The 22,093-nt window shown below is 64.5% G+C and carries 16 protein-coding genes; 4 read left to right on the top strand and 12 right to left on the bottom strand.

Features of this window, described 5'->3' with window-relative positions:
• Nucleotides 1–55: 55 nt before the first annotated feature.
• From addA to LB555_RS12875, 11 genes are all read right to left on the bottom strand, one after another.
• Nucleotides 56–3,562: a double-strand break repair helicase AddA gene (addA, locus tag LB555_RS12925; RefSeq protein ID WP_224683017.1), complete on the bottom strand. Its 3,507-nt coding sequence runs from the start codon at nt 3,560–3,562 to the stop codon at nt 56–58.
• Nucleotides 3,559–6,693 (bottom strand): double-strand break repair protein AddB, encoded by a 3,135-nt coding sequence (gene addB, locus LB555_RS12920; RefSeq protein ID WP_224683016.1) that lies wholly within the window; start codon nt 6,691–6,693, stop codon nt 3,559–3,561. Before addB ends, addA begins: the two co-directional genes overlap by 4 nt.
• Entirely contained in the window at nt 6,690–7,412 is a 723-nt protein-coding gene (locus LB555_RS12915) for a nucleotidyltransferase family protein (RefSeq protein WP_181174466.1), read from the bottom strand. The genes addB and LB555_RS12915 overlap by 4 nt, the downstream gene beginning before the upstream one ends.
• Nucleotides 7,413–7,414: 2 nt before the next feature.
• Entirely contained in the window at nt 7,415–8,926 is a 1,512-nt protein-coding gene (gene tsaE / locus LB555_RS12910) for a tRNA (adenosine(37)-N6)-threonylcarbamoyltransferase complex ATPase subunit type 1 TsaE (RefSeq protein ID WP_224683015.1), read from the bottom strand.
• An 8-nt stretch (nt 8,927–8,934) separates the two neighbouring features.
• Nucleotides 8,935–11,475, bottom strand: coding sequence for a sensor histidine kinase (locus tag LB555_RS12905; protein WP_140719129.1), 2,541 nt, complete (start codon nt 11,473–11,475; stop codon nt 8,935–8,937).
• Between the two features lie 188 nt (nt 11,476–11,663).
• A complete protein-coding gene (gene ahcY, locus LB555_RS12900) occupies nt 11,664–13,064 on the bottom strand; it encodes an adenosylhomocysteinase (RefSeq protein WP_140719127.1) in 1,401 nt (466 codons plus the stop codon).
• Between the two features lie 192 nt (nt 13,065–13,256).
• Nucleotides 13,257–13,553: an HPr family phosphocarrier protein gene (locus LB555_RS12895; protein ID WP_015314359.1), complete on the bottom strand. Its 297-nt coding sequence runs from the start codon at nt 13,551–13,553 to the stop codon at nt 13,257–13,259.
• The gene (locus tag LB555_RS12890; protein WP_010912939.1) at nt 13,550–13,951 is read right to left on the bottom strand and encodes a PTS sugar transporter subunit IIA; all 402 of its coding nucleotides are present in this window, start codon (nt 13,949–13,951) and stop codon (nt 13,550–13,552) included. Before LB555_RS12890 ends, LB555_RS12895 begins: the two co-directional genes overlap by 4 nt.
• A gap of 164 nt (nt 13,952–14,115) precedes the next feature.
• Nucleotides 14,116–14,562, bottom strand: coding sequence for an HPr kinase/phosphorylase (locus LB555_RS12885; RefSeq protein ID WP_140719125.1), 447 nt, complete (start codon nt 14,560–14,562; stop codon nt 14,116–14,118).
• 24 nt (nt 14,563–14,586) lie between these two features.
• On the bottom strand, nt 14,587–16,371 hold the full coding sequence (locus LB555_RS12880) for a sensor histidine kinase (RefSeq protein WP_140875776.1): 1,785 nt from the start codon (nt 16,369–16,371) through the stop codon (nt 14,587–14,589).
• Between the two features lie 83 nt (nt 16,372–16,454).
• The gene (locus LB555_RS12875; RefSeq protein ID WP_010912942.1) at nt 16,455–17,156 is read right to left on the bottom strand and encodes a response regulator transcription factor; all 702 of its coding nucleotides are present in this window, start codon (nt 17,154–17,156) and stop codon (nt 16,455–16,457) included.
• Nucleotides 17,157–17,500: 344 nt separating this feature from the next.
• On the opposite strand from LB555_RS12875, the gene LB555_RS12870 reads away from it, so the two are divergent.
• Complete coding sequence (locus tag LB555_RS12870) at nt 17,501–19,111, top strand: phosphoenolpyruvate carboxykinase (protein ID WP_015314356.1); 1,611 nt, start codon at nt 17,501–17,503, stop codon at nt 19,109–19,111.
• A 23-nt stretch (nt 19,112–19,134) separates the two neighbouring features.
• Here the strand turns inward: LB555_RS12870 and LB555_RS12865 are convergent, their stop codons facing one another.
• A complete protein-coding gene (locus LB555_RS12865) occupies nt 19,135–19,962 on the bottom strand; it encodes an oxidoreductase (RefSeq protein ID WP_224683014.1) in 828 nt (275 codons plus the stop codon).
• An 81-nt stretch (nt 19,963–20,043) separates the two neighbouring features.
• Here LB555_RS12865 and LB555_RS12860 point away from each other — a divergent pair, with 81 nt between their 5' ends.
• The 3 genes from LB555_RS12860 (at nt 20,044) to lysM (ending at nt 22,050) form a co-directional block, all read left to right on the top strand.
• On the top strand, nt 20,044–20,970 hold the full coding sequence (locus tag LB555_RS12860) for an AraC family transcriptional regulator (protein WP_224683013.1): 927 nt from the start codon (nt 20,044–20,046) through the stop codon (nt 20,968–20,970).
• Nucleotides 20,971–21,050: 80 nt separating this feature from the next.
• Nucleotides 21,051–21,488, top strand: coding sequence for an alternative ribosome rescue aminoacyl-tRNA hydrolase ArfB (arfB, locus tag LB555_RS12855; RefSeq protein ID WP_015314353.1), 438 nt, complete (start codon nt 21,051–21,053; stop codon nt 21,486–21,488).
• A gap of 91 nt (nt 21,489–21,579) precedes the next feature.
• A complete protein-coding gene (gene lysM, locus LB555_RS12850) occupies nt 21,580–22,050 on the top strand; it encodes a peptidoglycan-binding protein LysM (protein ID WP_015314352.1) in 471 nt (156 codons plus the stop codon).
• The last annotated feature ends 43 nt before the right edge of the window (nt 22,051–22,093 follow it).

Raw genomic sequence — 22,093 nt, 5'->3', positions numbered from 1 at the left:
TTTTCGTCCCACCAAATGTGGTGGTTGTCGCGCCCTTCTTCAAGCAGTTCTTGTGTCACGCTCCCGTGAGTCGGGCAAGGGCGTCGTCCATGGCCCGGGACGGCAGTTCGATCAGCCTTGGCGCTTCGGTGAACAGCAGGACTGCCTTGACCTCCCGTCCGGGATAAAGCGGCTGCAGCAGGGCGCGATAGAGCGCGAGCTGAAGCAGATAGGCCGGCGGGACTTCCGCCAGGGAGGCGGGTGCGGGCCGGTTGGTCTTGTAGTCGACGATCGAGACCGCATTCGGGGTCACCGCCAGCCGATCGATCTTGCCCGAAATGGAGCGGATTTTGCCCTTGACCTCCAGGCTGCCCATGATCGCGACCTCGGCGCGCGAGGAGGGCGCGAACAGCTGACCGAGGCCGGGGTCGGCAAGGATGGCGATGACCGATGCCAGGGCCTTTTCACGCTCGGCCTCAGGCCACGCCGCACCCGTTCGGGAGAGATAACGCTTCGCAGCGTCCACCCGTGCGTCCTCGGCGATGCCGGGCAGCATCTGCAGCAGTTTGTGCAGGGCGAGCCCGCGCAGCACGGCAAAACCCGGCTCGGCAGCGGCGTCCAGCACCGGCGACGCCTTGTCGACCACCGCTTCCTTGCCTTCCTCGATCAGCGCCGAGGCGCCCGACGGCGACAGGGGACGCGGCAGGTCCTCGAAAGGCGGCAAGGGCCTGAACAGGGTCGTCGGCAAGGGTCCGAAAGCATCGGCCTGCCGTGCCTGTTCGCCCGGACTTGGCGCAACCGGCGGCAGTTTGGTGATGTGGAAACGGTAGACAGGCTCCCCGCCGGCAGGATGCGGACGCTGTTCGCTTTCGGGCGCGCCGCTCAGCGCGCGGCTGACGATCGAATGCCATGTGCCGGCGTTCGGCGCCCGCTTGCCGTGATAGCCGCAGACGATAAGCCGGTCCTCGGCGCGCGTCATGCCGACATAGAGCAGCCGGCGGTACTCGTCGTCGGCGAGTTCGCGGGCGCGAGCGGCGGCCGTCTTCGAGAAGCCGTTGGCGACGTCGCTGGCCGAACGCCAGAGATAGCCCCTGCCGTCCCAATGTCGGCCAGAGCCGTCGAAAGGCATCAGGCGCGGCAAATGCTGGTCGCTGAACGGGGCGGAACCGCCGTCGACCAGGAACACCACGGGCGCCTCCAGGCCCTTGGCCGCGTGCACGGTCATGACCCGGACCTCGTCACGGGTCTGGTCCATCTCGCGCTTGATCTCGGGACCGGCGTTTTCCAGTGTCGACAGGAAGGCTTCCAGCCCGGGGAGGCCGGTCCGCTCTTCGGCAAGGCAGAAGCTCAGGAACTCATCGAGAATATCGCCGGCTTCCGGCCCGAGCCGCGCGATCATCTTGCGGCGTACGCCATCGCGCGCCAGCAGGGCGGCATAGAATTCGAACACCGGCTTGAAGGCGGCCTCGTCAGCCCAGGCGCCGAGTTGCGCGACGACCGCCGCGAGCGTTTCGCTTTCGCCGGCATGCTGGCGCAGCGATGCCGCCAGCGACACGCCGGACGGCCGTTGCGCGGCGAGCGTGAACAGTGTCTCTTCCGGCAGGTCGAAGACCGGACTGCGCAGCAGAGCGGCGAGCGACAAATCGTCCTGCGGCTGGATCAAAAGGTGGCCGAGCGCGATCAGGTCCTTGACGGCAATATGGCCCGACAGGCTCAGCCGGTCGGCGCCGGCAACCGGGATGTCGCGGCGCTTGAGCGCGCGGGTCAGCGCGTGGACGAAGCTGTCGCGCTTGCGCACCAGCACCAGCACGTCGCCCGGCCGCAGCCGCTTGCCACGCCCCTCGATGATTTCCCCCTTGCCGATCCAGCCGGCAATGGTGGCCGCGACATTCTCGGCGACGCGTACCGCCGGCGCATGGGCATGATCGATCGCTTGCGCCCAGTCGTCGGGTTCGTCGACGGCCTCGGCGCCGATCGACGGCCAGACCTCGACATAGCCTGGCGCATCGGTGCGGATCGCCTTGTGGTTCAGTGGATCGGGATCGTGGCTGATGCCGCGCCGCACGATGGGGTCGGCAAAGACCCGGTCGACGGCGGCCAGCACATCGTCAGTGGAGCGGAACGACCAGGTCAGCTTGAGGTCGGCGAAGGACGCTTCGGCATCGCGCACACGCCCGGCGAACAACAACCGGCTGTCGGCGAAGGAGTCGGGTGCCGCACCCTGGAAGGAGTAGATCGACTGCTTCTCGTCGCCGACGGCAAAGACCGTGCGGTGGACCCGCTCGCGGGCGCCGAAGCCGGCAAAGAATTCTTCCGCCAGCCGCTTCACCACCTCCCATTGATCCGGGCTGGTGTCCTGCGCCTCGTCGAGCAGGATGTGATCTATGCCCTGGTCGAGCTTGTATTGCACCCATGGGCCGGCATCGGGCCGCGCCAAAAGGTTCACCGTGCGGGTGATCAGGTCGTTGAAATCGAGAAAGCCGCGGCCGCGCTTCAGCACTTCGTAGCGTGCGATCAGCCAGTCGGCGATGGTCAGGGCCGCGCGTGTGCCCTCCAGCATCCGGAATAGCGCCAGCCGGTCGACAGTCTCCATGATGGCCCTGGCGGCCGACACATAGCGCTCGGCCAGCTCAGGCAGCCGGTCGGTGAGCGCCTTTTTGAACGCCTTTGCCGGATCATAAGGATCGCCGTCGGTCTTGAGGAAGGCTCTTGCAAGCAACTGCAGCCGGCGGAGAGGGTCGCTCTCGGCGAAGGCCTGGCGCGCATAGGGCAGGATGTTGTTCAACACCGACCTGGCGTCGGTGGCTTCGGCTGCCTGGGCAAAGCCGGCAAAATAGTCCGGCAGGAAGCCAGGCAGCGGCCATACAGATGCCGCTATGCCTCCGGCGGTCTGGCCGGGCTGGAAATGGAATTCATCGAACAGCGGCTGGAAGCCGTCACGCCCCACAGCATCGAGGAAATGGCGCAACCCGTCACGCTTGCGCACGATCTCGCCAAGCAAGGCGTCGAGACCGGCTTCACCGCCGCGTTCCAGGATAGTGGCGAAGGCCTCCGCCAAAGTCCTGTCGCCGGCGGCGGAGATCATCTCGCGGCGCGCAGCGGCAAAAAGCGAGGCCTCCATCTGGCTGTCGAGCATTTCGAAATGGGCGGGGATGTTGGCTTCCAGGGGGAACTGATGCAGAACGGATTCGCAGAAGGCGTGAATGGTCTGGATTTTCAACCCGCCAGGCGTCTCCAGCGCCTCGGCGAACAGGCGGCGGGCACGGCGCATGGTGTCGCGATCGGCCCGGCGCCCTTCCAGCGCCTCTATTCTGGCGGCCAGCTCCAGATCACCCAGCGATGTCCATTCCGACAGCGTGGAGAAAACCCGGTTCGACATGTTGGCGGCCGCGGCGCGCGTATAGGTCAGGCACAATATCTTCGAGGGATCGGTGCCGTTGAGCAGCAGCCGGATGACGCGCTGGGCCAGCACGTGCGTCTTGCCCGATCCCGCATTGGCCGACACCCAGGCCGAATTGCCGGGATCGGCGGCCCGCGCCTGGCTCGAAGCCGTATCGCTCGGTATCGGATAGGCTTTCTTCATGCCTCCCCTCCCTCATCCCCGGCGTCGCCGCCGGCGGACCATTCGAGCACGCGGGCGAGGTGGTCGTAATCGCCATCGGTTTCGCCTTCGCGAAACGGCAGCGCGCGCGACAGATAGCGGGTCGCCGGGTCGGCATAATGGATCAGCAGTTTTTCCAGCCGCGCCCAGGCCTCTTCGGCAAGATCGACGGCGGTGCGTGGTTGGCGGTTGTGTTCGAGTATGGACTCCTCGAACACCTCGCCATTCGGCTTCAACCTGATGAAGGCCAGTTGCGACGGTTCGCGCCTGCCCAAATCCTTGAATGCGCCACGCCTGAGCAGCGCCCCTTCCAACGCCAGTTGCGGCGCCAATAGCGTATGGGCCTGTGCCTTGGAAGGCGATGAGCCCGTCTTGTAGTCCAGAATGTCCGCCATGCCGCCGGCCAGCAGGTCGACACGGTCGGCATAGCCGGACAGCGTTACGCCGGACTGTCCGACCACAGTCTTGCCGGCGCGCTCCTCGGCATGCCGCTGGATGACCGCGTCGGCGCGCGTTCGCTCCCATTCGATGATGTTGGCGGCGAGCTTTTCGAACCGCGGCCACCACACCGCCTCGACATCGGCCGGAAGCGCCGCCTCGGCAAAACAGGCGCGGCCGGCGGCGATGAGCCCGGCCAATGCGTCCGGCGCGCGCGGGTCGGCCACCTCGGACGAAAAGAGATGCAGGATGGCGTGAAACAGCGTGCCGCGCTCCGCCGCACCCGGATCGCGGACGAGCGGATCGAGCGGCGTCAGGCCAAGGATCCTCCGGGCATAGACAGCGTAGGGGTCGCGGCGCAGCGTCTCGATTTCGGTGACGGAGAAATGCGTCGGGCGGACCGAGAGCGGTGGCTTCGGCTGCGGCCGTGGCGCGAAATCCCGCTTCGGCCCCGTGTCGAGCGCGCGCGCCCAGGCGAGCAGCTCATCGCCGCGCCGGCGCAGTGCCGCCGCCTGATCGTTGCCGATGAAGGTGAGCAGCCGCTGCAACCAGCGCGACGGCACGGCGGGCGCGTCGCCGGCACGCGCCGAGCGGGCCAGCACCACATGTCTCGCGCCCATGGCCATCTGGAAATCGTGCGCGGCAAGCCCGATGCGCCGCTCCGGCGGTTCCAGGTCGATGCCGGTCTTCATCAGCCGCGACATGAAGCGGTCGCTCTCCGGCTTGCGCGGCCAGACTCCTTCGTTGAGCCCGCCGATGACCAGCGTGTCGACATCCTGCAGCCGCGCCTCCAGGGCGCCCCAGATGGCGATGTTCCTGTCGGTGCCTTGCGCTGGCTTGACGGTCTCGGGCGCGATCAGCGCCTCCATCACATCGGGCCATTCGATTGCCGCGAACGACAGCCGCGCCGAAGCCGCGACCAGCCCGCGCAGCAGTTCGGCGAGTTTTTCGCCGGCATCGCCGGCGTAGAGTTCGCCAAGACCACCGTCGGCGGAACGGCCGAGATTTTCCAGGGCAACGACGCTGGCTTCGACCAGCTCGGCAAGGCCGGCCTCCGCCTGGCCGCGAAAGGCCGAAAGCGGCGCCAGCGCGTCAGCCAGGCGTGCGAGAAGGGTCCGCGCAACCTCAATGGAGCGCACGGTCAGGCGGGCAAACCAGAACGGCGGCCGGCTGCCGTCGCCTAGCCCGGTGAGGCGGGCCTCGAAAAGATCCGGCAGCGAAGCGATGTCGGGGCGGCCGGTGCCGCCGCGCAGCGCCACCAGTTCGACCAATTCCGCCGCGTGGCGCACGTTGACCCGTTCCAGACCCAGGCCAAGCAGGGGATGCTTGAGCAGCGACAGCAGGCCGACCGGATCGCCCGGCCGGAACACCGCTTCGAGCGCCAGCCTGAGCAGGCTGGCCGCCGGCGTGTTGGACAGCGGCGTGCCGCCGGAATCGTCGGCAACGACACCGAAGCGCTTGAGCTCGACCGAGACGCGGCGTGCCAGCGCGCGGTCGCCGGTCACGAGAGCGGCCCTTTGGCCGGGTTCTTCCACTGCCTGCTTGAGCGCGACGGCGATCGCGACGGCTTCGTCGCGCTCGCTTGCCGCCTCCAGCAGCGTCACGTCGGCGAAGGCGCCGGCAATATCGGACGCTGAAAACCCGTTTCGTGTTTCCGCCCACAATTCCGTGGTCTCGGCCGGCCGCAGCGCCTCGCCGACAAGGGCGGCGCGGCGCGCGAGCTTCGGCTCGGCCGCACCGATCTCCTCGACATCGCCGCGCAGCACGCCGATCTTGCCGATCAGCTTTGCCAGGCCGTATTGCGGATGGCCCAGCACGGCTGGACGCGCGCCGGGAGCGACGAGCGCCTGGAAGGAGGCTTCGTCGAGCATCTGGTCCAGCCCGGGCAGCACGATGGCACCGCCGGACAGGCCGGCGATGGTCGCAAGCAGTTCCGCCGTGGCGGGTATGGAGCCGGTGGACCCCGCGGCTATGACCGGCCCGGCGGGTGGATTGCGCCGCAGCCGCGCGGCCTCGGCACGGATCAGGGCGCTGCGATGCGCGGCTGGGTTGGAGCGGTCGCTCTCTGCGAGGAATTTCGGCCAGGCATCGGTGACGATGCCGAGGAATTCGAGCGTGACCTGCCACCATCCGGCAAGGTTGCCACTGACGAGCCCGGCAAGTTTGGCCCAATCGGTGCCTTCCGTCTCGATCTCGTCCATCAGCCCGGCCAGATCGCGCGCCAGCCAGATCGCGTCGGCGGTGGAGGCCGGGACGACGATCTCCTCGGCGAAGAGGACCGCGACATGGGCGGGCAACCGGCGTTTCCACGCCCGCACCAGCGGCGTCAGCAGCAACAGTCTCTCGGTGGCGGGGATCGCGGGCGCGAGATCGATTGCCGCCGTTGGATCGGTCTCGAATGCGGCCTCATCCTCGTCGAATTCGCCGAGCGGCCGGATCACCGGCAGGATCGCCGAACCGCCGCCGCCACGCGCCTTCAGGCTGTCGACGAAGACGCCGCGCAAGGCACGTGCGGCCCGGCGCGTCGGCACATAGATGGTAACATCGGCCAAAGCGAGGGGGTCACCGTCGAACCGAAAGCCGGAGACAAGGCGGCCGTCAAGCAGCGCCTCGGCCAGCGTCGGCAGAAACGGCGCTCCGGAGGGAATGGAGAAAACGCGGCTTGAGCCGCTCATTGCGATCCGATGAGTGCGCCGGCCACTGCGTCTTCGGCGAGCGGAATGGCATCGGGCGTGCCGACGGTTATCCAGTGGCCATGCATCGGCATGCCGAACAGGCGGCCGGCGGCAATCGCCTTGTCGAAATAGGCATTGAGCGAATGCGGTTCGGCGGGTGCGTTTTTGAACAGGCGCGGATGGATGATCGCCGCGCCGGCATAGATCAGGCCAGCGGGATCGCCTTTCGAACGCCGCAGGGCGCCATCCGGCGCCACCAGGAAATCGGTGCTGCCACAGTGCCCTGTCGCCTGATGGAGATCCGCCAGCATCAGCAGAATATCCATTTTCGCGGCGTCCCATGCAAGGGCAAGCCGCCCGAGATTGAGCGGGCCGTGGTCGATCCAGAATGTATCGGCGTTGAGGATGTAGAACGGCTCCTGGCCGAGCTCCGGCAGCGCCTTGACGATGCCGCCGGCGGAATCGAGCAGCCGGTCGCTCTCATCGGAAATGACGACGCGCGGCGCGCGGCGCGCGGCCACATGAGCGACGATCTGTTCGGGAAGGTAATGGACATTGACCACCGCCTTGCCGACGCCGGCCGCCGCCAGGCTGTCGAGGCCCCAGTCGAGCAGCGTCTTGCCGGCGATGCGGACCAGCGGCTTGGGGATAGCGTCGGTGATCGGCCTCATGCGCTTGCCGAGCCCGGCGGCAAGGACGATGGCGGTGTCCGGTTTCATTGTCACAGCGCTCGTTCCTCCAGCAGCCCGTGCGCGCTATAGAAATCCCGCAGGTCGGCGAGCGTGGGATGCGACAGCGCCCGCCTGAGATAATCGCGGATGCGCGGCAGGTGCCTGAGATAATAGGGTTTGCCGTCACGTTTTTCGAGGCGCACGAAAATGCCTAGAATCTTGGAATTGCGCTGTGCGGCCATGATTGCATAGGCTTCGAGGAAGCGTGTTTCGTCGAAGCCGCCCGCTGCATGACGCGCGGCGACATAGGCATCGAGCGTCCGCTTCTCGATCTCGGGCGCCATGGTGACCCGGGCGTCCATGGCGAGCGAGGCGACGTCATAGGCGCAAGGCCCGATCAGCGCGTCCTGGACGTCGACGATGCCGAGCCGGTCGAGGCCGGATCGCTCGCCGCGCCAGATGATGTTAGGCGAGTGGAAGTCGCGCAGCATCAGCGTGTATTCGCTGCCTTGCAGCCGGTCGAGAAGCGCATTCCATATCTTGTGGTAGCCGGAACGCAGCGCCTCGCTTGCCGGCTCGCCCGATATCACCGGCACGTACCAGTCGATCAGCAGGTCGGCCTCGATCAGCATGGCGTCGCGATCGAAGGGCGGCACGTCATGAACGACGCCGGGAGCCGCCTCCATGCGGTGAGGCCAGGCCTTGCCGTGCATCATGGCAAGCAGTTCGGCCGCCGCCTCGTACCGTTCGGCGACCGGCTCGCCATTGCCGTCGAGGAAACCTTCCGAGCCCAGATGCTCGAGCAGCAGGAAACCCTGGTCGAGATCCTGCGCGTCGATCCTGGGCACCGCGACCCCGGCGGCCAGCAGCGCACGGTCGATTGCGACGAAGGCGGACACCGACTGCGCCGTATGGGCAATCACGGCATAGGGTTTGCCGTCGCGCACGGGCGGGCCGAGCACCAGCCGCGGCGAGTTCATCAGCACGCGCGGCGCCTCGCCGGCAAGCGTTACGATCTCGTAGGAGCGGGCCGAGGCATCGCCGATGAAATGCCGGCGCCGCGCTTGCCCCCAGCCGGTGCTCTCCAGAAAGCCGCGCATGGCCAGCGAGCGCGCCATACGGTCGAAGGTAGCGCCTTGCCCCGACAATTGGGCCAGCCGGCCCTCGCCATGCTGGACGAGTTCGATCAGCACCGTCGCCTTGGGCAGATAGCCGTCAGCCCGTTCAGGCCATTCGATCAGGGCGGCACCTTGCGCCAGCGCCTCCTCGAAGCCGAGTTCGTCGAGCTCGGCCGCCGAGGACAGGCGGTAGAGATCGAAATGGTGAACCGGCACGCGGGTATCGTAGCTCTGTACCAGCGTGAACGTCGGGCTCGGCACTTCGAGACCGGCATCGTCGGCCAGCGCCCGGATCAGTGCCCTTGCCAGCGTCGACTTGCCGGCGCCGAGATCGCCCTTGAGCGCCAGCACGTCGCCCACGCGCAGCGCCAACGCCAGATCCTCGCCCAGCCGGGCTGTCTGGGTCTCGTCGGCGAGCAAACGCTCCAGCACCGGTTCCGTCATCGAGCGCGCTACTCGGCCGCTGCGCGGATACCCGGCATGTCGGGAAAGGTGCAGATGACTGTCGTGCCCTTGTCCTTGCCGGTTTCGATGCGAACGGCGCCGCCATGCAGTTCGACAAAGCTCTTGACGATCGACAGGCCGAGGCCGGCGCCGCGCCGGCGGCCGCCATTGGCGCGCGGCTCGAAGCGGCGGAACACCGAATCGAGAACATCGGGCGGCATGCCGGGTCCGTCGTCGTGAACCGAGAACTCGACCCCGTCCGCCAACTGACGGCAGGCCAGCCGGATGGTGCTGGCCTCCGGCGCGTAGTTGGCGGCGTTGCTGAGCAGATTGTAGAGGATCTGGCGGATGCGCGTTTCGTCGCCATGGAACGTCTTCGGCGCGGCGGCGGCATCGACCGCGAGGCGGATCGAATGCTCCTCCAGCCGGTCGGCGACAAGCTCGGCGGCAGCCGCGATGGTGCGGTCCACATGCACCTCGGAAATGTCGAGCTGCATGATGCCGGCATCGACGGTCGCCAGGTCGAGTATGTCGTTGACGATGGTCAGCAGCACCGAGGAGGACGAGCCGACATGTTCGACATATTCGCGCTGCTTCTGCGTCAGCGGGCCAGTCGCCGGCAGCGACAGCAGCTCGGTGAAACCGATGATGTTGGTCAGCGGCGAACGCAGTTCGTAGGACACATGCTGGACGAAGTCGTTCTTGAGCTGGTCCGATTTCTCCAGCGCCTCGTTCCTGTCCTTGAGCGCGCGTTCGACATGGACGCTGTCCGTGACGTCGACGAAGGTCATCATCACTTGCCCGTTGGGCAGCGGAATCACCGCGTAGCGCAGCACGGTGCCGTTGTTGAGCTCGGTCTGGCCGTGACGCTCGCGGCGCTCGTCGTCGAAGCCGGTGATGGCGGCGACAAAGCCGGGCCAGGGGCTCTCGACCGCCTGCCGATCTGAGAGCTCGCGTATGGTCGATACGTGCACATTGGGCTTGGCGACTTCCGTGCCCAACCCCCACAGCGTGGCAAAGGCCGGGTTCGACAGCCGCAGCCGGCCATCGGGACCGAACACCGCCACGCCTTCGGCCAGATTGTCGAGCGTTTCGCCCTGGACCCGGACCGCGGTGCGGTAGCGGCTTTCGAGATCCATCTTCTCGGTCAGGTTCTCGAACACCCAGGTGACGCCGCCCTTGGGTTGCGGGTTGGCGACGACGCGGATGGTCTTGCCGTCCGGCAGGTGCCACCAGTGTTCCTGCGATTCGACCGCACGATAAGCGCCGAGCAGGCCTTCCTTCCAGCGGCGCCATTCCGGCTGTTCGGCGATCTTGCCCTCGCTGCGCAGCCGGTCGAGCAAAAGGGCGTTGTCGGGCGCGCTGTGCAGGAAGCCGCTGTCGAGCCCCCACAGTTTCTGGAAAGCCTGATTGAAGAAGCGCAGCTTCTCGTTCGTGTCGAAGATGGCGACTGCCGTGTTGAGCTGGTCGAGCGTATCGGCATGGCTGCGCACGGTCCGCTCATATTCGCCGCGGATGGCCTCGATGGCGCTGGTATCGCAGGCAAGGCCGGCCGAACCGTCGGCGCCGGCAAAGTCGGTCACGGCAAACACGCGGCGGTCGCCTTCGATCACCGTCGAAAGCGATTGCTCGAACACCGGATGCGATTTGTGCTGGGCGGCGATGGCCTCGCGCGCCTGGCCGCCGAGGAATTCCTGGGCGTCACGCACGGCGGCTTCAGCGTTCTCGGCTTCGACCGCGTCGGCATAGGCCCGGTTGACCCATTTCAGCCGGCCATGCTCGTCACGCAGCCATGCCGGCATCTTCAGCGCCTCGAGCAGGCCGATCATCGTGTCATGGTCGGCGGCCAGCCGCTGGTTTTCGATCTTGAGCCGGGCCTGGCTGCGCTGTGTCTCGGACAGCGAGACAAACCGCACCAGCACATGGGCCGCGCTCTTTCGGCCATGCACTTCCAACGGAGCGCCGGCCTGCGATTCCACCACCAGGTCGAACGCCCTGCCTTTTTCCCGCAAACCCGTCACGGCATGTTCGAGTGCCGCCGCCGAGCGCGGCATCAGCCAGCGCCCAAAGGCTAGGAATGCGGCCCGTTCCTCCGGCGCTCCGCTTTCGGTCGGCAATGTGCCGATGAGCTCGGGTTTCTTGTTTTCCGAGGCCCAGACCACCACACGCTGGTCGCGCAGATTGAGCAGCGCTTCCGAACGTCGCAACGCTGCGCTGATATCGGCGACGCGGCTTCTCAGCTCGACATTTTCCGCCGAGGTGCGCGCGCGTTCGCGAATGAGAACGATGGCCGAAAGGAATGCCGCTCCCATCACTCCGGCAAAGACGGCTAGCTGCATGACCTCGATCGTGCTGACCGAAAGGCCGGCCGCCACTTCGGCGCCCTGGGCGCATGCAACCCCGCCAAGCAGCGGGCCGGCAAGTGTGGAGCCGGCAAGCAACAGCCCCGCGCGGCCACGCCACGAAAGGCGCCGCGAGCCAGTGGTCCCCGAATCCTGATGGCCGCCGGAAACGGCCTGTCCCGCGTGAAGCGGGTTTTCCCCCGGCATGTCTTGGTCCTCTTCGCCGCCTGAATGCAAGACCGCCCTGACGCGTGCGCCGGTCCTCGCCCCTGGACCCGCGAATCACAACAATAGCGCCTGCTGGAATCGGCGTGAAGAATCATTCGGCGCAAAAATAATGCCGGGCGAAAAGTCAATCGCCCGGCATCAATATCTTGTAGCAAATTCGGCTTTGGTTAATAGCGGTAGTGTTCCGGCTTGAATGGCCCCTGCGGCGTGACGCCGATATAGGCGGCCTGCTCGCCCGACAGCTCGGTCAGGCGGGCGCCTAGCTTGTCGAGATGCAGGCGTGCGACCTTCTCGTCGAGATGCTTGGGCAGCACATAGACCTGGTTCTGGTACTGCTCGCCCTTGGTGAACAACTCAATCTGCGCCAGCACCTGGTTGGTGAAGGAGGCCGACATGACGAAGCTCGGGTGGCCGGTGGCGTTGCCGAGATTGAGCAGGCGGCCTTCCGACAGGAGGATCATGCGCTTGCCGTCCGGGAAGGTGATCATGTCGACCTGCGGCTTGACGTTGGTCCATTTCAGATTGCGCAGCGACGCAACCTGGATCTCGTTGTCGAAATGGCCGATGTTGCCGACGATCACCATGTCCTTCATCGAGCGCATGTGGTCGAGGGTAACCACATCCTTGTTGCCGGTGGTGGTGATGACGATGTCGGCGGTCGGTGCCGCATCTTCCAGCGTGACCACTTCAAAGCCGTCCATCGCCGCCTGCAGCGCGCAGATCGGATCGACCTCGGTGACCTTGACGCGGGCGCCCGCGCCCTTGAGCGAGGCGGACGAACCCTTGCCGACGTCGCCATAACCGCAGACGACCGCGACCTTGCCGGCCATCATCGTGTCGGTGCCGCGGCGGATACCGTCGACCAGCGATTCCTTGCAGCCATATTTGTTGTCGAATTTCGACTTGGTGACCGAATCGTTGACGTTGATGGCCGGGAAGGGCAGCAGGCCCTTCTTCTGCAACTGGTAGAGCCGGTTGACGCCGGTCGTCGTCTCTTCGGTGACGCCGCGGATCGCCTCCTTCTGCTTGGTGAAGAAGCCCGGCGAAGCCTTCAGGCGCTTCTTGACCTGGGCGTAGAAATATTCCTCTTCCTCGCTCTGCGGATTGGACAGCACGTCCTCGCCGGCTTCGGCGCGGGCGCCGATCAGGATGTACATGGTGGCGTCGCCGCCGTCATCGAGGATCATGTTGGAGAGGCCGCCATCGGCCCACTGGAAGATCCTGTCGGTGTAGTCCCAGTACTGTTCGAGGCTCTCGCCCTTGACGGCGAAGACCGGAATACCGGTCTCGGCGATGGCCGCGGCGGCGTGGTCCTGGGTCGAGAAGATGTTGCAGGAAGCCCAGCGGATGTCGGCGCCGAGCACCTTAAGCGTCTCGATCAGCACCGCCGTCTGGATCGTCATGTGCAGCGAGCCGGTGATGCGCGCGCCCTTGAGCGGCTTCTTGGCCCCGAATTCCTCGCGGCAGGCCATCAGGCCCGGCATTTCGGTTTCGGCGATATCGAGTTCCTTGCGGCCCCAGCCGGCAAGAGAGATGTCGGCGACCACATAGTCCTTGCTACCCGTCATGGCAGTGCTCCGATGCGAATTGTCTTGCTGTGAATTGATCGTTTGGCTTGCGAATTGGTTGCGGATGCGCCCGCGCCGGTCGGCGCGTCGAAGGGCGCGAATTGCCGGCCTGACTAGCAGATCGGGCTTCGCACGACAATGGGATATAAAGAAATCTTTATTCGTGCATGTCTCGGATGGCTGACTTCCGGGTCAGCACTCCTCGCCGAAACGGGAGGCGACGAGCTGCTCCAGCGCGTCCATGACCTCTAGCGCCTCCGGGCCGCTGGCGGTGACGCGGATCGAGTATCCAGGGCTGGCCGCCAGCATCATCAGGCCCATGATCGAGGTGCCGCCGACCTTGACGCCGTCCTTCTCGACATGGACCGAAGCGTTGAAACCGCTGGCAAGCTGGACGAATTTCGCCGAGGCGCGCGCATGCAGGCCGCGCTGGTTGACGATCGGAAACTCCCTGACGATCTGGTCCTTGTCAGGCGACAGCGTACTCATTTGCTGCTCAAAAGCTGGCTGGCGACGTTGATGTATTTGCGGCCCGCGGCTTGCGCTTCATCGAGCGCGGCCGCCATGTTGTCGCCCTTGCGGATCGACGACAGCTTGATCAGCATCGGCAGGTTCATGCCGGCGATCACCTCGGTGCGGCCGGACTCCATTACCGAGATGGCAAGGTTGGACGGCGTGCCGCCGAACATGTCGGTCAACACGATTACACCCGCCCCCGTATCGACACGGGCGACGGCGTCGACGATGTCGCGGCGACGCTGTTCCATATCGTCGTCGGCACCGATCGCCACGGTTTCGAAATTGTCTTGTGGCCCGACGACATGTTCGACGGCATGTCTGAACTCGGTGGCCAGTTGACCGTGCGTTACAAGCACGAGTCCGATCATTCTTTGGTGGCTCCCGTCATCGCCGCTTCACAGGCGCATTTTATGCTCGCCAGCCAATCCAGGCGGCGGGAGCGCTATCTTGTCGACACGCGGCCCGTTGACAAGCCCAAAATTGCGCCGGCCCACGCCATTTTGACGCATTGCAGCAAAAAACCCAGCGCGGATCATAGAAAAGGCGGGATCGACAGCCGCGCCATCACGGCGAGCAAGGCGGCCGCGACATTGCGCTCGGCCAGATCGATGCGCGCCACCGCGCAGCCGGCGATGTCGTCGCTTGCATCCTCCTGGAAGCGTGCGATTTCGCCGGCCGGCAACAGGCGCACATGCAGATCGACGACGCAGGCCGGTTCGAACGGCAGGGACCGTGGCCCATGTCCCGGCACCTCGGCAAGGCCCTCGATGGTGGCGGGCGCACGGCACACCAGCCGCCCGGCATGGGCTTCGACGAAGAGCTGATCGTCGCCGACGAGCCGTGAGAACAATCCGCGTTGCAGGCAATGGCTGATCAGCGTCAGCGCCAGCGTTGTCTTGCCCGACCCGGATGAGCCGCTGATGAGAATGCCGCTCTCGCCGATCAGCAGCGCCGTGGCGTGTATGTTGTCAGGCCGCACGTCGCGATCCCTGGCGATTGGCGGTCATCCCTCGGCCGGGAGCGTCACGACGAAGCGTGCGCCCTTGATCTCGCCGGGCTTGGTGCCTGGTATGTTTTCGGCGGTCAGCGTACCGCCATGGGCCTCGACGATCTGCCTGGAGATGGACAGGCCAAGGCCGGAATTCTGGCCGAACGCCTCGCCGGCGGGCCGGTCGGTGTAAAAACGTTCGAAGATGCGGTCGATGGCGTCGGCGCGGATGCCGGGACCGTTGTCGTCGACGGTCAGGATGTTGAACTTGCCGGCGCGCGCCAGCGACAGGCTGATGTGGCCATGGTCCTCGGGGACGAAGGAACGGGCGTTCTCGATCAGATTGGTGATGACCTGGCCGATGCGCAGATCGTGACCGACGACGATATAGCCCTTGGCGCCCTGCGGCAGCTTGGCGACCTTGAGCTCGATCTCGACCGCCTTCTTGTTGCGCGTGGTTTCACGCGAAACAGCGACGAGGTCGGTGACGAATTTCTTCAGGTCGACGGTGCCGGCATCTTCGCGCGCCAATTCCGCATCAAGGCGCGAGGCGTCGGAAATGTCGGTGATGAGGCGGTCCAGCCGTTTCACGTCATGCTGGATGATCTCCATCAGGCGCGCACGGGAGGTGTCATTCTTCGCCAGCGGCAATGTTTCGACAGCACTGCGCAACGACGTCAGCGGGTTCTTCAACTCATGGGAGACATCGGCCGCGAAGCTTTCGATCGCCTCGATGCGCGCATAGAGTGCGTTGGTCATGTCGCGCACGGCAATCGACAGATTGCCGATCTCGTCCTGGCGGTCGGAAAAGTCTGGGATTTCCTCGCGGCTCTTGACGCCGCGACGCACCCGTACGGCCGCCGCCGACAGCCGGCGCAGCGGGTTGGCGATGGTGGACGCCAAAAGCATCGACAGGATGGCTGTGACGAGCGCCGCGATGCCGAAGACGCGCAGGATCGCCTTGCGTTCGGCGGCGACGATCTTGTCGATATCACCGCCTTCGGTCGACAGCATCAGCACGCCGAGCACGGCGCGAAAACGCTGGATCGGCACCGCCACCGAGACGATCTGCTCGCCCTGTTCCGAGACGCGCACGATGGTCGACGGACTGCCCGTCAATGCCTTGACCACTTCCGGGAAGGCGGCGCCGTTGCCGCCGGGCTGTTCGTGATAGACCGGCAGGTCGGTGTTGCGGAAGAAGTCGAAGATGAATTTCTGGACGCGCTCGACAAGGTCGGGCTCCTCCTCCTCGACCGGCGGCAGGTCGTAGCGCAGGATCTGACCGCGCGAATAGAGATGGCGCGAATCGAGCAGCAAATTGGCGTCGCGGTCATAGATGCGGGCTCGGGTGCGGGTCGGCGAGATCAGCCGCCGCAGGACCGGCGCCACGCGCTCGGGATTGATCGGAAAATCCAGATTGTCGAGTTGGTCCGAGCCAGGCCCCAGGCTTTCGCCGGCCTGCAGCTCAAGCAGTTTTTCCGGGTCGATGCTGATCGAATCCGTCTCGACCGTCGCCGACGCCGCAATCGCGCCGGCGATGATTTCGCCCTGCGTCATCAGGCTTTCGACGCGCGCGTCGATCAGCCCGTCGCGGAAGGTGTTGAGATAGAGGATGCCGGTGACGAGCACCGCCAGCCCGGCGAGATTGAGGAAAAGAATACGCCGCGTCAGGCTGGAAAAGATATGGTGGCCGAGGAAGCGGCGCATCGGCACCGTGATTTTCGACACGAAGGAAGGCATGATGCGCGACGGCCGCCTGGCGGCGCCCGCCGGTCTTGTTCGCTGTGCTTCCACTGCCATCGAACAGCAGCTCCCGCTAGTCCCAGGTTTGATGTATGTCGCAGCCCCACACTGGGGACCGCTTTTGCTCGACATACATCAAATTACGCTTCGCGGAACCGATATCCGACTCCGTAAAGGGTTTCGATCATCTCGAAGTCGTCGTCGACAGCCTTGAACTTCTTGCGCAGCCGCTTGATGTGGCTGTCGATCGTGCGGTCATCGACATAGACCTGCTCATCATAGGCCGAATCCATCAGCGCATCACGGCTTTTTACCACGCCGGGACGCTGCGCCAGCGAATGCAGGATCAGGAACTCCGTGACGGTAAGCGTCACCGGCTCACCCTTCCAGGTGCAGGTATGGCGTTCCTGGTCCATGACGAGCTGGCCACGTTCGAGCGAGCGGGCCTGCTGACTCGGCGCTTTTGCCGCGGCCTCGCGGGCACTGGCACGGCGCAGCACGGCGCGCACCCGCTCCACCAGCAGGCGCTGCGAGAACGGTTTGCGGATAAAGTCGTCGGCGCCCATCTTGAGACCGAACAATTCATCGATCTCGTCGTCCTTAGAGGTCAGGAAGATCACCGGCAGGTCGGATTTCTGGCGCATCCGGCGCAGCAGCTCCATGCCGTCCATGCGCGGCATCTTGATGTCGAGGATGGCGAGATTAGGCGGCCTGGCCGCCAGGCCTTCCAGCGCGGACGCACCATCCGTGTAGGTCTCGACACGATACCCCTCGGATTCGAGGGCGATCGACACCGACGTCAGAATGTTGCGGTCGTCATCGACAAGCGCGATTGTTGCCATTTCAAGCGGCTCCCTCATGAGCTGTCCCTTCTGTCGTAGAGAAGGGGCTTTTGCAGGACAAATTAGGTACAAAATGTGGCATAGGCCTTAACCGCTGTCACGCGCGGGGTGCCGCCGGCCACAATCCAACCTCGACATGGATTGGACGAACGAACCTCGCCAATCCTTTGGGCAACCGTGAAACTTTTCGCATATATAAACGATTTAAACAACTTTCAAAATATTTAAATCGATTAATGATTTGATATCATTTGGCTTTTCTGGTTCTGACCATCCTAGCCTGCTTAGTGGGTGTGCCGGAAATACGCCGGCAAAGATGCGGCAAATCTTGAAAAGGGTCACCAATGTCGGAAGTCGGCAAACGCAATCCTGCCTGCGCGATCGATCGTGTCGGTCTGAAAACCTCTGGCACGGTGCGCTACAATTTCGGCGCGGCCGCGCTCTACGAGGAAGCGATCCGGCGCGGTGAAGCCCGGCTGACCGCGCATGGCGCGCTGCTCGCCGAGACCGGCCAGCACACCGGTCGCTCGCCCAAGGACAAGTTCATCGTCCGCGACGCCGCCACCGAGCCGCAAGTCTGGTGGGACAACAACAAGGCGATCTCGCCGGCACAGTTCGACGCCTTGCTCGCCGACTTCCAGGCCCATGCCGGGGACAAGGACCTTTATGTGCAGGATCTGGTCGGCGGTGCCGACGCGGAGCTAAAGCTGCCCACCAGGGTAATCACCGAACTTGCCTGGCACTCGTTGTTCATCCGTAACCTGCTCATCCGTCCCGAGGCGGCCGAACTCGAACACTTCGTGCCCGGGATGACGATCATCGACCTGCCGTCCTTCCGCGCCGATCCCGGCCGCCACGGCAGCCGCACCGAAACGGTGATCGCCGTCGACCTGACGCGCAAGATCGTGCTGATCGGTGGCACCTCCTATGCCGGCGAGATGAAGAAGTCGGTGTTCACCATGCTCAACTACCTCCTGCCGGAGAAAGGCGTGATGCCTATGCACTGCTCGGCCAATGAGGGACCGGCCGGCGATGCCGCTATTTTCTTCGGCCTGTCGGGAACCGGCAAGACCACGCTGTCGGCCGATCCGTCGCGCACCTTGATCGGCGATGACGAGCACGGCTGGGGTCCGCACGGCATCTTCAATTTCGAAGGCGGCTGCTACGCCAAGACGATCAAGCTGTCGGCGGAAGCCGAGCCGGAGATCTTCGCCACCACGCAGCGCTTCGGCACCGTGCTGGAAAACGTCGTACTCGACGCCGATGGCATGCCGGATTTCAATGACGGCAGGCTCACCGAAAACACACGCTGCGCTTATCCGCTCGACTTCATCCCCAATGCCTCGAAGACCGGGCGCGCCAGTCACCCGAAGAACATCATCATGCTGACCGCCGACGCTTTCGGCGTGATGCCGCCGATCGCCCGGCTGACGCCGGCGCAGGCGATGTATCATTTCCTTTCCGGCTACACGGCCAAGGTGGCCGGAACGGAAAGGGGCGTGACCGAGCCGGAAGCGACTTTCTCGACCTGTTTCGGCGCGCCGTTCATGCCGCGCCATCCGTCGGAATACGGCAATCTTCTGCGCGAGCTCATCGCTCGCCACGGCGCCGATTGCTGGCTGGTCAACACCGGCTGGACCGGCGGTGCCCATGGCACCGGCAAGCGCATGCCGATCAAGGCGACGCGCGCCTTGCTCGCCGCTGCCCTCGACGGCTCGCTGAAGGCAGGCGCTTTCCGCACCGACGCCAATTTCGGCTTCGAGGTGCCGCTGGCGGCGCCTGGTGTCGACAGCGCCATCCTCGATCCGCGATCGACCTGGGCCGACAAATCGGCCTATGACCGGCAAGCGGCAAGGCTGGTCGGCATGTTCGCCGTCAATTTCGAGAAGTTCGAAAGCCATGTCGACGCCTCCGTCCTCGGCGCGGCGCCGCACATGCAGGAAGCGGCGGAATAGGCGCAGGCAGGACGTCGGTGCCGTCAGCCGTCGGTCGAGACAGTGACAGACTTCCACACCTCGATTTCCTGCCGGAGACGTTCGATTCTGTCCGACACGAGCTTGAGAGCATCGCTGCCAAGCAGAAGCTGCGGCGGCGGATCACTGGACTCGACCAGGCCTAAAACGGCGGCTGCCAGTTTATCGGGATCACCGAGCTGCTTGCCGCTCTTTACCTGTCGCGCCTCACGTATCGGATCAAAAAGCGCGTCGTAGTCAGTGATTGATCTCTCTGTGCGGACCATTGATCGTCCAGCCCAATCCGTCCGGAACGAGCCGGGGCAGACCGCGGTCACGCGGACACCGAACGGGGCCATTTCCGAACTCATCACCTCCGATATGCCCTGGAGCGCAAACTTGCTGCCGCAATAGTAAGCAATGCCGGGCATGGTAATCATGCCGCCCATCGACGTGACATTGACGATGAATCCACGACGTCGCTCGCGGAACCGGGGAAGAAAAGCCTTAGCGACGGCGACAGCGCCGAAGACATTAACGTCGAACTGACGCCGCATCTCTTCGATCGGCGACTCTTCAAGCACTCCCTCATGCCCATAGCCGGCATTGTTGATCAGCACGTCAACCGGTCCATGTTCGTTCTCCGCCTGCCTGACCACGTCGGGTATGGCGTCGAATTCCGTTACGTCGCACAGTACCGGTCGAACTGCGGGAAGAACGTCGGCGAGCGCTGCGCGTGATGTCTCCGAGCGAACGGCGCCAATCACCTTATGGCCGATCTGGATAGCCGCGGAAGCTATCGCCAAGCCGAAGCCGGAATTCGCGCCGGTGATAAAGAAGGTCTTCTGTGACATGACTCGCAAGCTTTCCTTGATTGGTGATGAGTTGACAAATATTATGAGGAACCGAGCGTTTCGATTGCGGATCCTCTGAATTTGTTGCCAAATCCTATTTCCGCCAAACACGGACGATCCAAGCTGGTCGAGTTGGCCGGAGCTCTCGCCCCTCGTCGCGGCTACAATCCGACCGCGTTCAACCGCGTCCGCATACTCCGGACGGAAGCCGTGCTTCACGACATCCCGGTCCTCTATAAGCCAGGCGCGGTGTTCGTATTACAGGGAAGCAAGCAGGGTATCCTCGAAAGGGAGATCTACCTCTACGACGAGGAGCACTATCTGGCGGTTTCGGTGCCCGTTCCATTCCGCATGAAATCGATGGCCAGTTCGGAGCGACCATTGCTTGCGGTCTATGTTGAGTTCGATATGCAGATGGCAGCCGAGCTCGCCATACAAGCTCAGATGCATGCCGAACCGGCGCGCGGCAAGCCGCGAGGTCTCGTGTCAAGCAGGATGGCCCCCGAAATAGAGGATGTCCTGCTGCGCCTCCTTGTGGCACTTCGCAGCCCCGTTGAAGCTCTCGTCCTTGGTGACGGCATTCTGCGCGAACTGCATTACCGGGTGCTGGTCGGCCCGCAGGGCGGTGCAATGCTCGCGGCGCTGCAGCAGAAAGGCACGTCCGGAAGGATTATCCAGAGCCTGGCCTGGTTGCGAGAGAACTACGGTTCTGAAATTTCGATCGGCGACCTGGCAAAAGACGTGGGCATGAGCGTTCCTTCCTACCATGTCCATTTCAAGAGCCTGACCGGCAACAGTCCAATGCAGTACGTGAAGGCGATACGGCTCCACGAAGCACGATTGATGATAGCACGCCAGAACAGGACGATCGCAGAGGTCGCGGCTTTGGTAGGCTACGCGAGCCCGTCCCAATTCAGCCGCGACTTCAAACGGCATTTCGGGCGCACGGCATCGGAAGAGACGAAATGGCTTCGTCGCCATCTTGGCGAACTCGCCTGGGCGTCGTGATCAGGATCGTATATGTCAGTTAGGGGCTGCGCTTTCGATCGGGCCTTTTCTTTTTCGGTCCGCCGCGCCATGACTGCGGCATGCCGATCGACGACGACATCATCATATCGGGCGAAGCCGTGATTCACCCGGGCGACCTGCACGAGGATTTCATCCGCTCGTCCGGTCCCGGCGGCCAGAACGTCAACAAGGTGGCGACGGCGGTGCAGCTTCGCTTCGACGCGCGGAACGCCGAGGGCCTGTCGGACCGCGTACGCGAGCGGACCATAAAACTTGCCGGCCAGCGCGCCACCAAGGATGGTGTCATCGTCATCGAGGCCGGACGCTTTCGCACACAGGAGCAAAACCGCGCCGACGCACGGACCAGGCTGGCGGCACTGGTCGCCAAGGCCGCAGAACCGCCGCCGCCGCCGCGCAAGAAGACACGGCCGTCGAAAGGCGCGGTCGAGCGTCGGCTGAAGAGCAAGGCGGGGCGCGGTACGATCAAGAAGCTGCGCGGTCGCGTGGAGAACGATTGAGCAACACGCAAATCGTGCCCGCAAAACCACTTTCAATTTTGCGTTGCGGATGCGAGGTTTCCCTTGTTGCCACAGCAAGGGAGACCTAGAGATGGGTATGTTCGATTTCGTCAAGAACGTCGGCAAGAAGCTCGGCATCGGCGGCGACGAGGAAGCCGCACCCACCGCCGACACGCTCAAGAAAGAGCTCGATTCACACAAGCTCGGTACCGATGGCGTGCAGGTCGTTGTCCAGGGCGATACGGCGGTGCTGAAGGGCGTCGTCAAGGACCAGTCGATCTTCGAAAAGGCGGTCATCGCCGTCGGCAACACGCTGGGCGTTTCCAAGGTGCAGGCTGACGAGTTACAGGTCGCGCCGGCTTCCGGCACGGCGGCCGCAGCCAAGGAGCCGACCTTCTATACGGTCCAGAAGGGCGACAATCTCTGGAAGATCGCCGAAAAGAGCTATGGTAAGGGCCAGGGCGCCAAGAACACGGTCATCTTCGAGGCAAACAAGCCGATGCTGACCCATCCCGACAAGATCTATCCGGGCCAGGTTCTGCGTATTCCAGAGCTTGGCTAATCGCCGGGCATGGTTGTGTCAAAACGCTGAAATCAGTGCGCCG

This window comes from Mesorhizobium sp. BR-1-1-10 (assembly GCF_020165595.1).
GTDB lineage: Bacteria > Pseudomonadota > Alphaproteobacteria > Rhizobiales > Rhizobiaceae > Mesorhizobium > Mesorhizobium australicum.
Note: the sequence above shows the minus strand (reverse complement) of the source record. Positions and strands in the feature narration are given on the sequence as shown.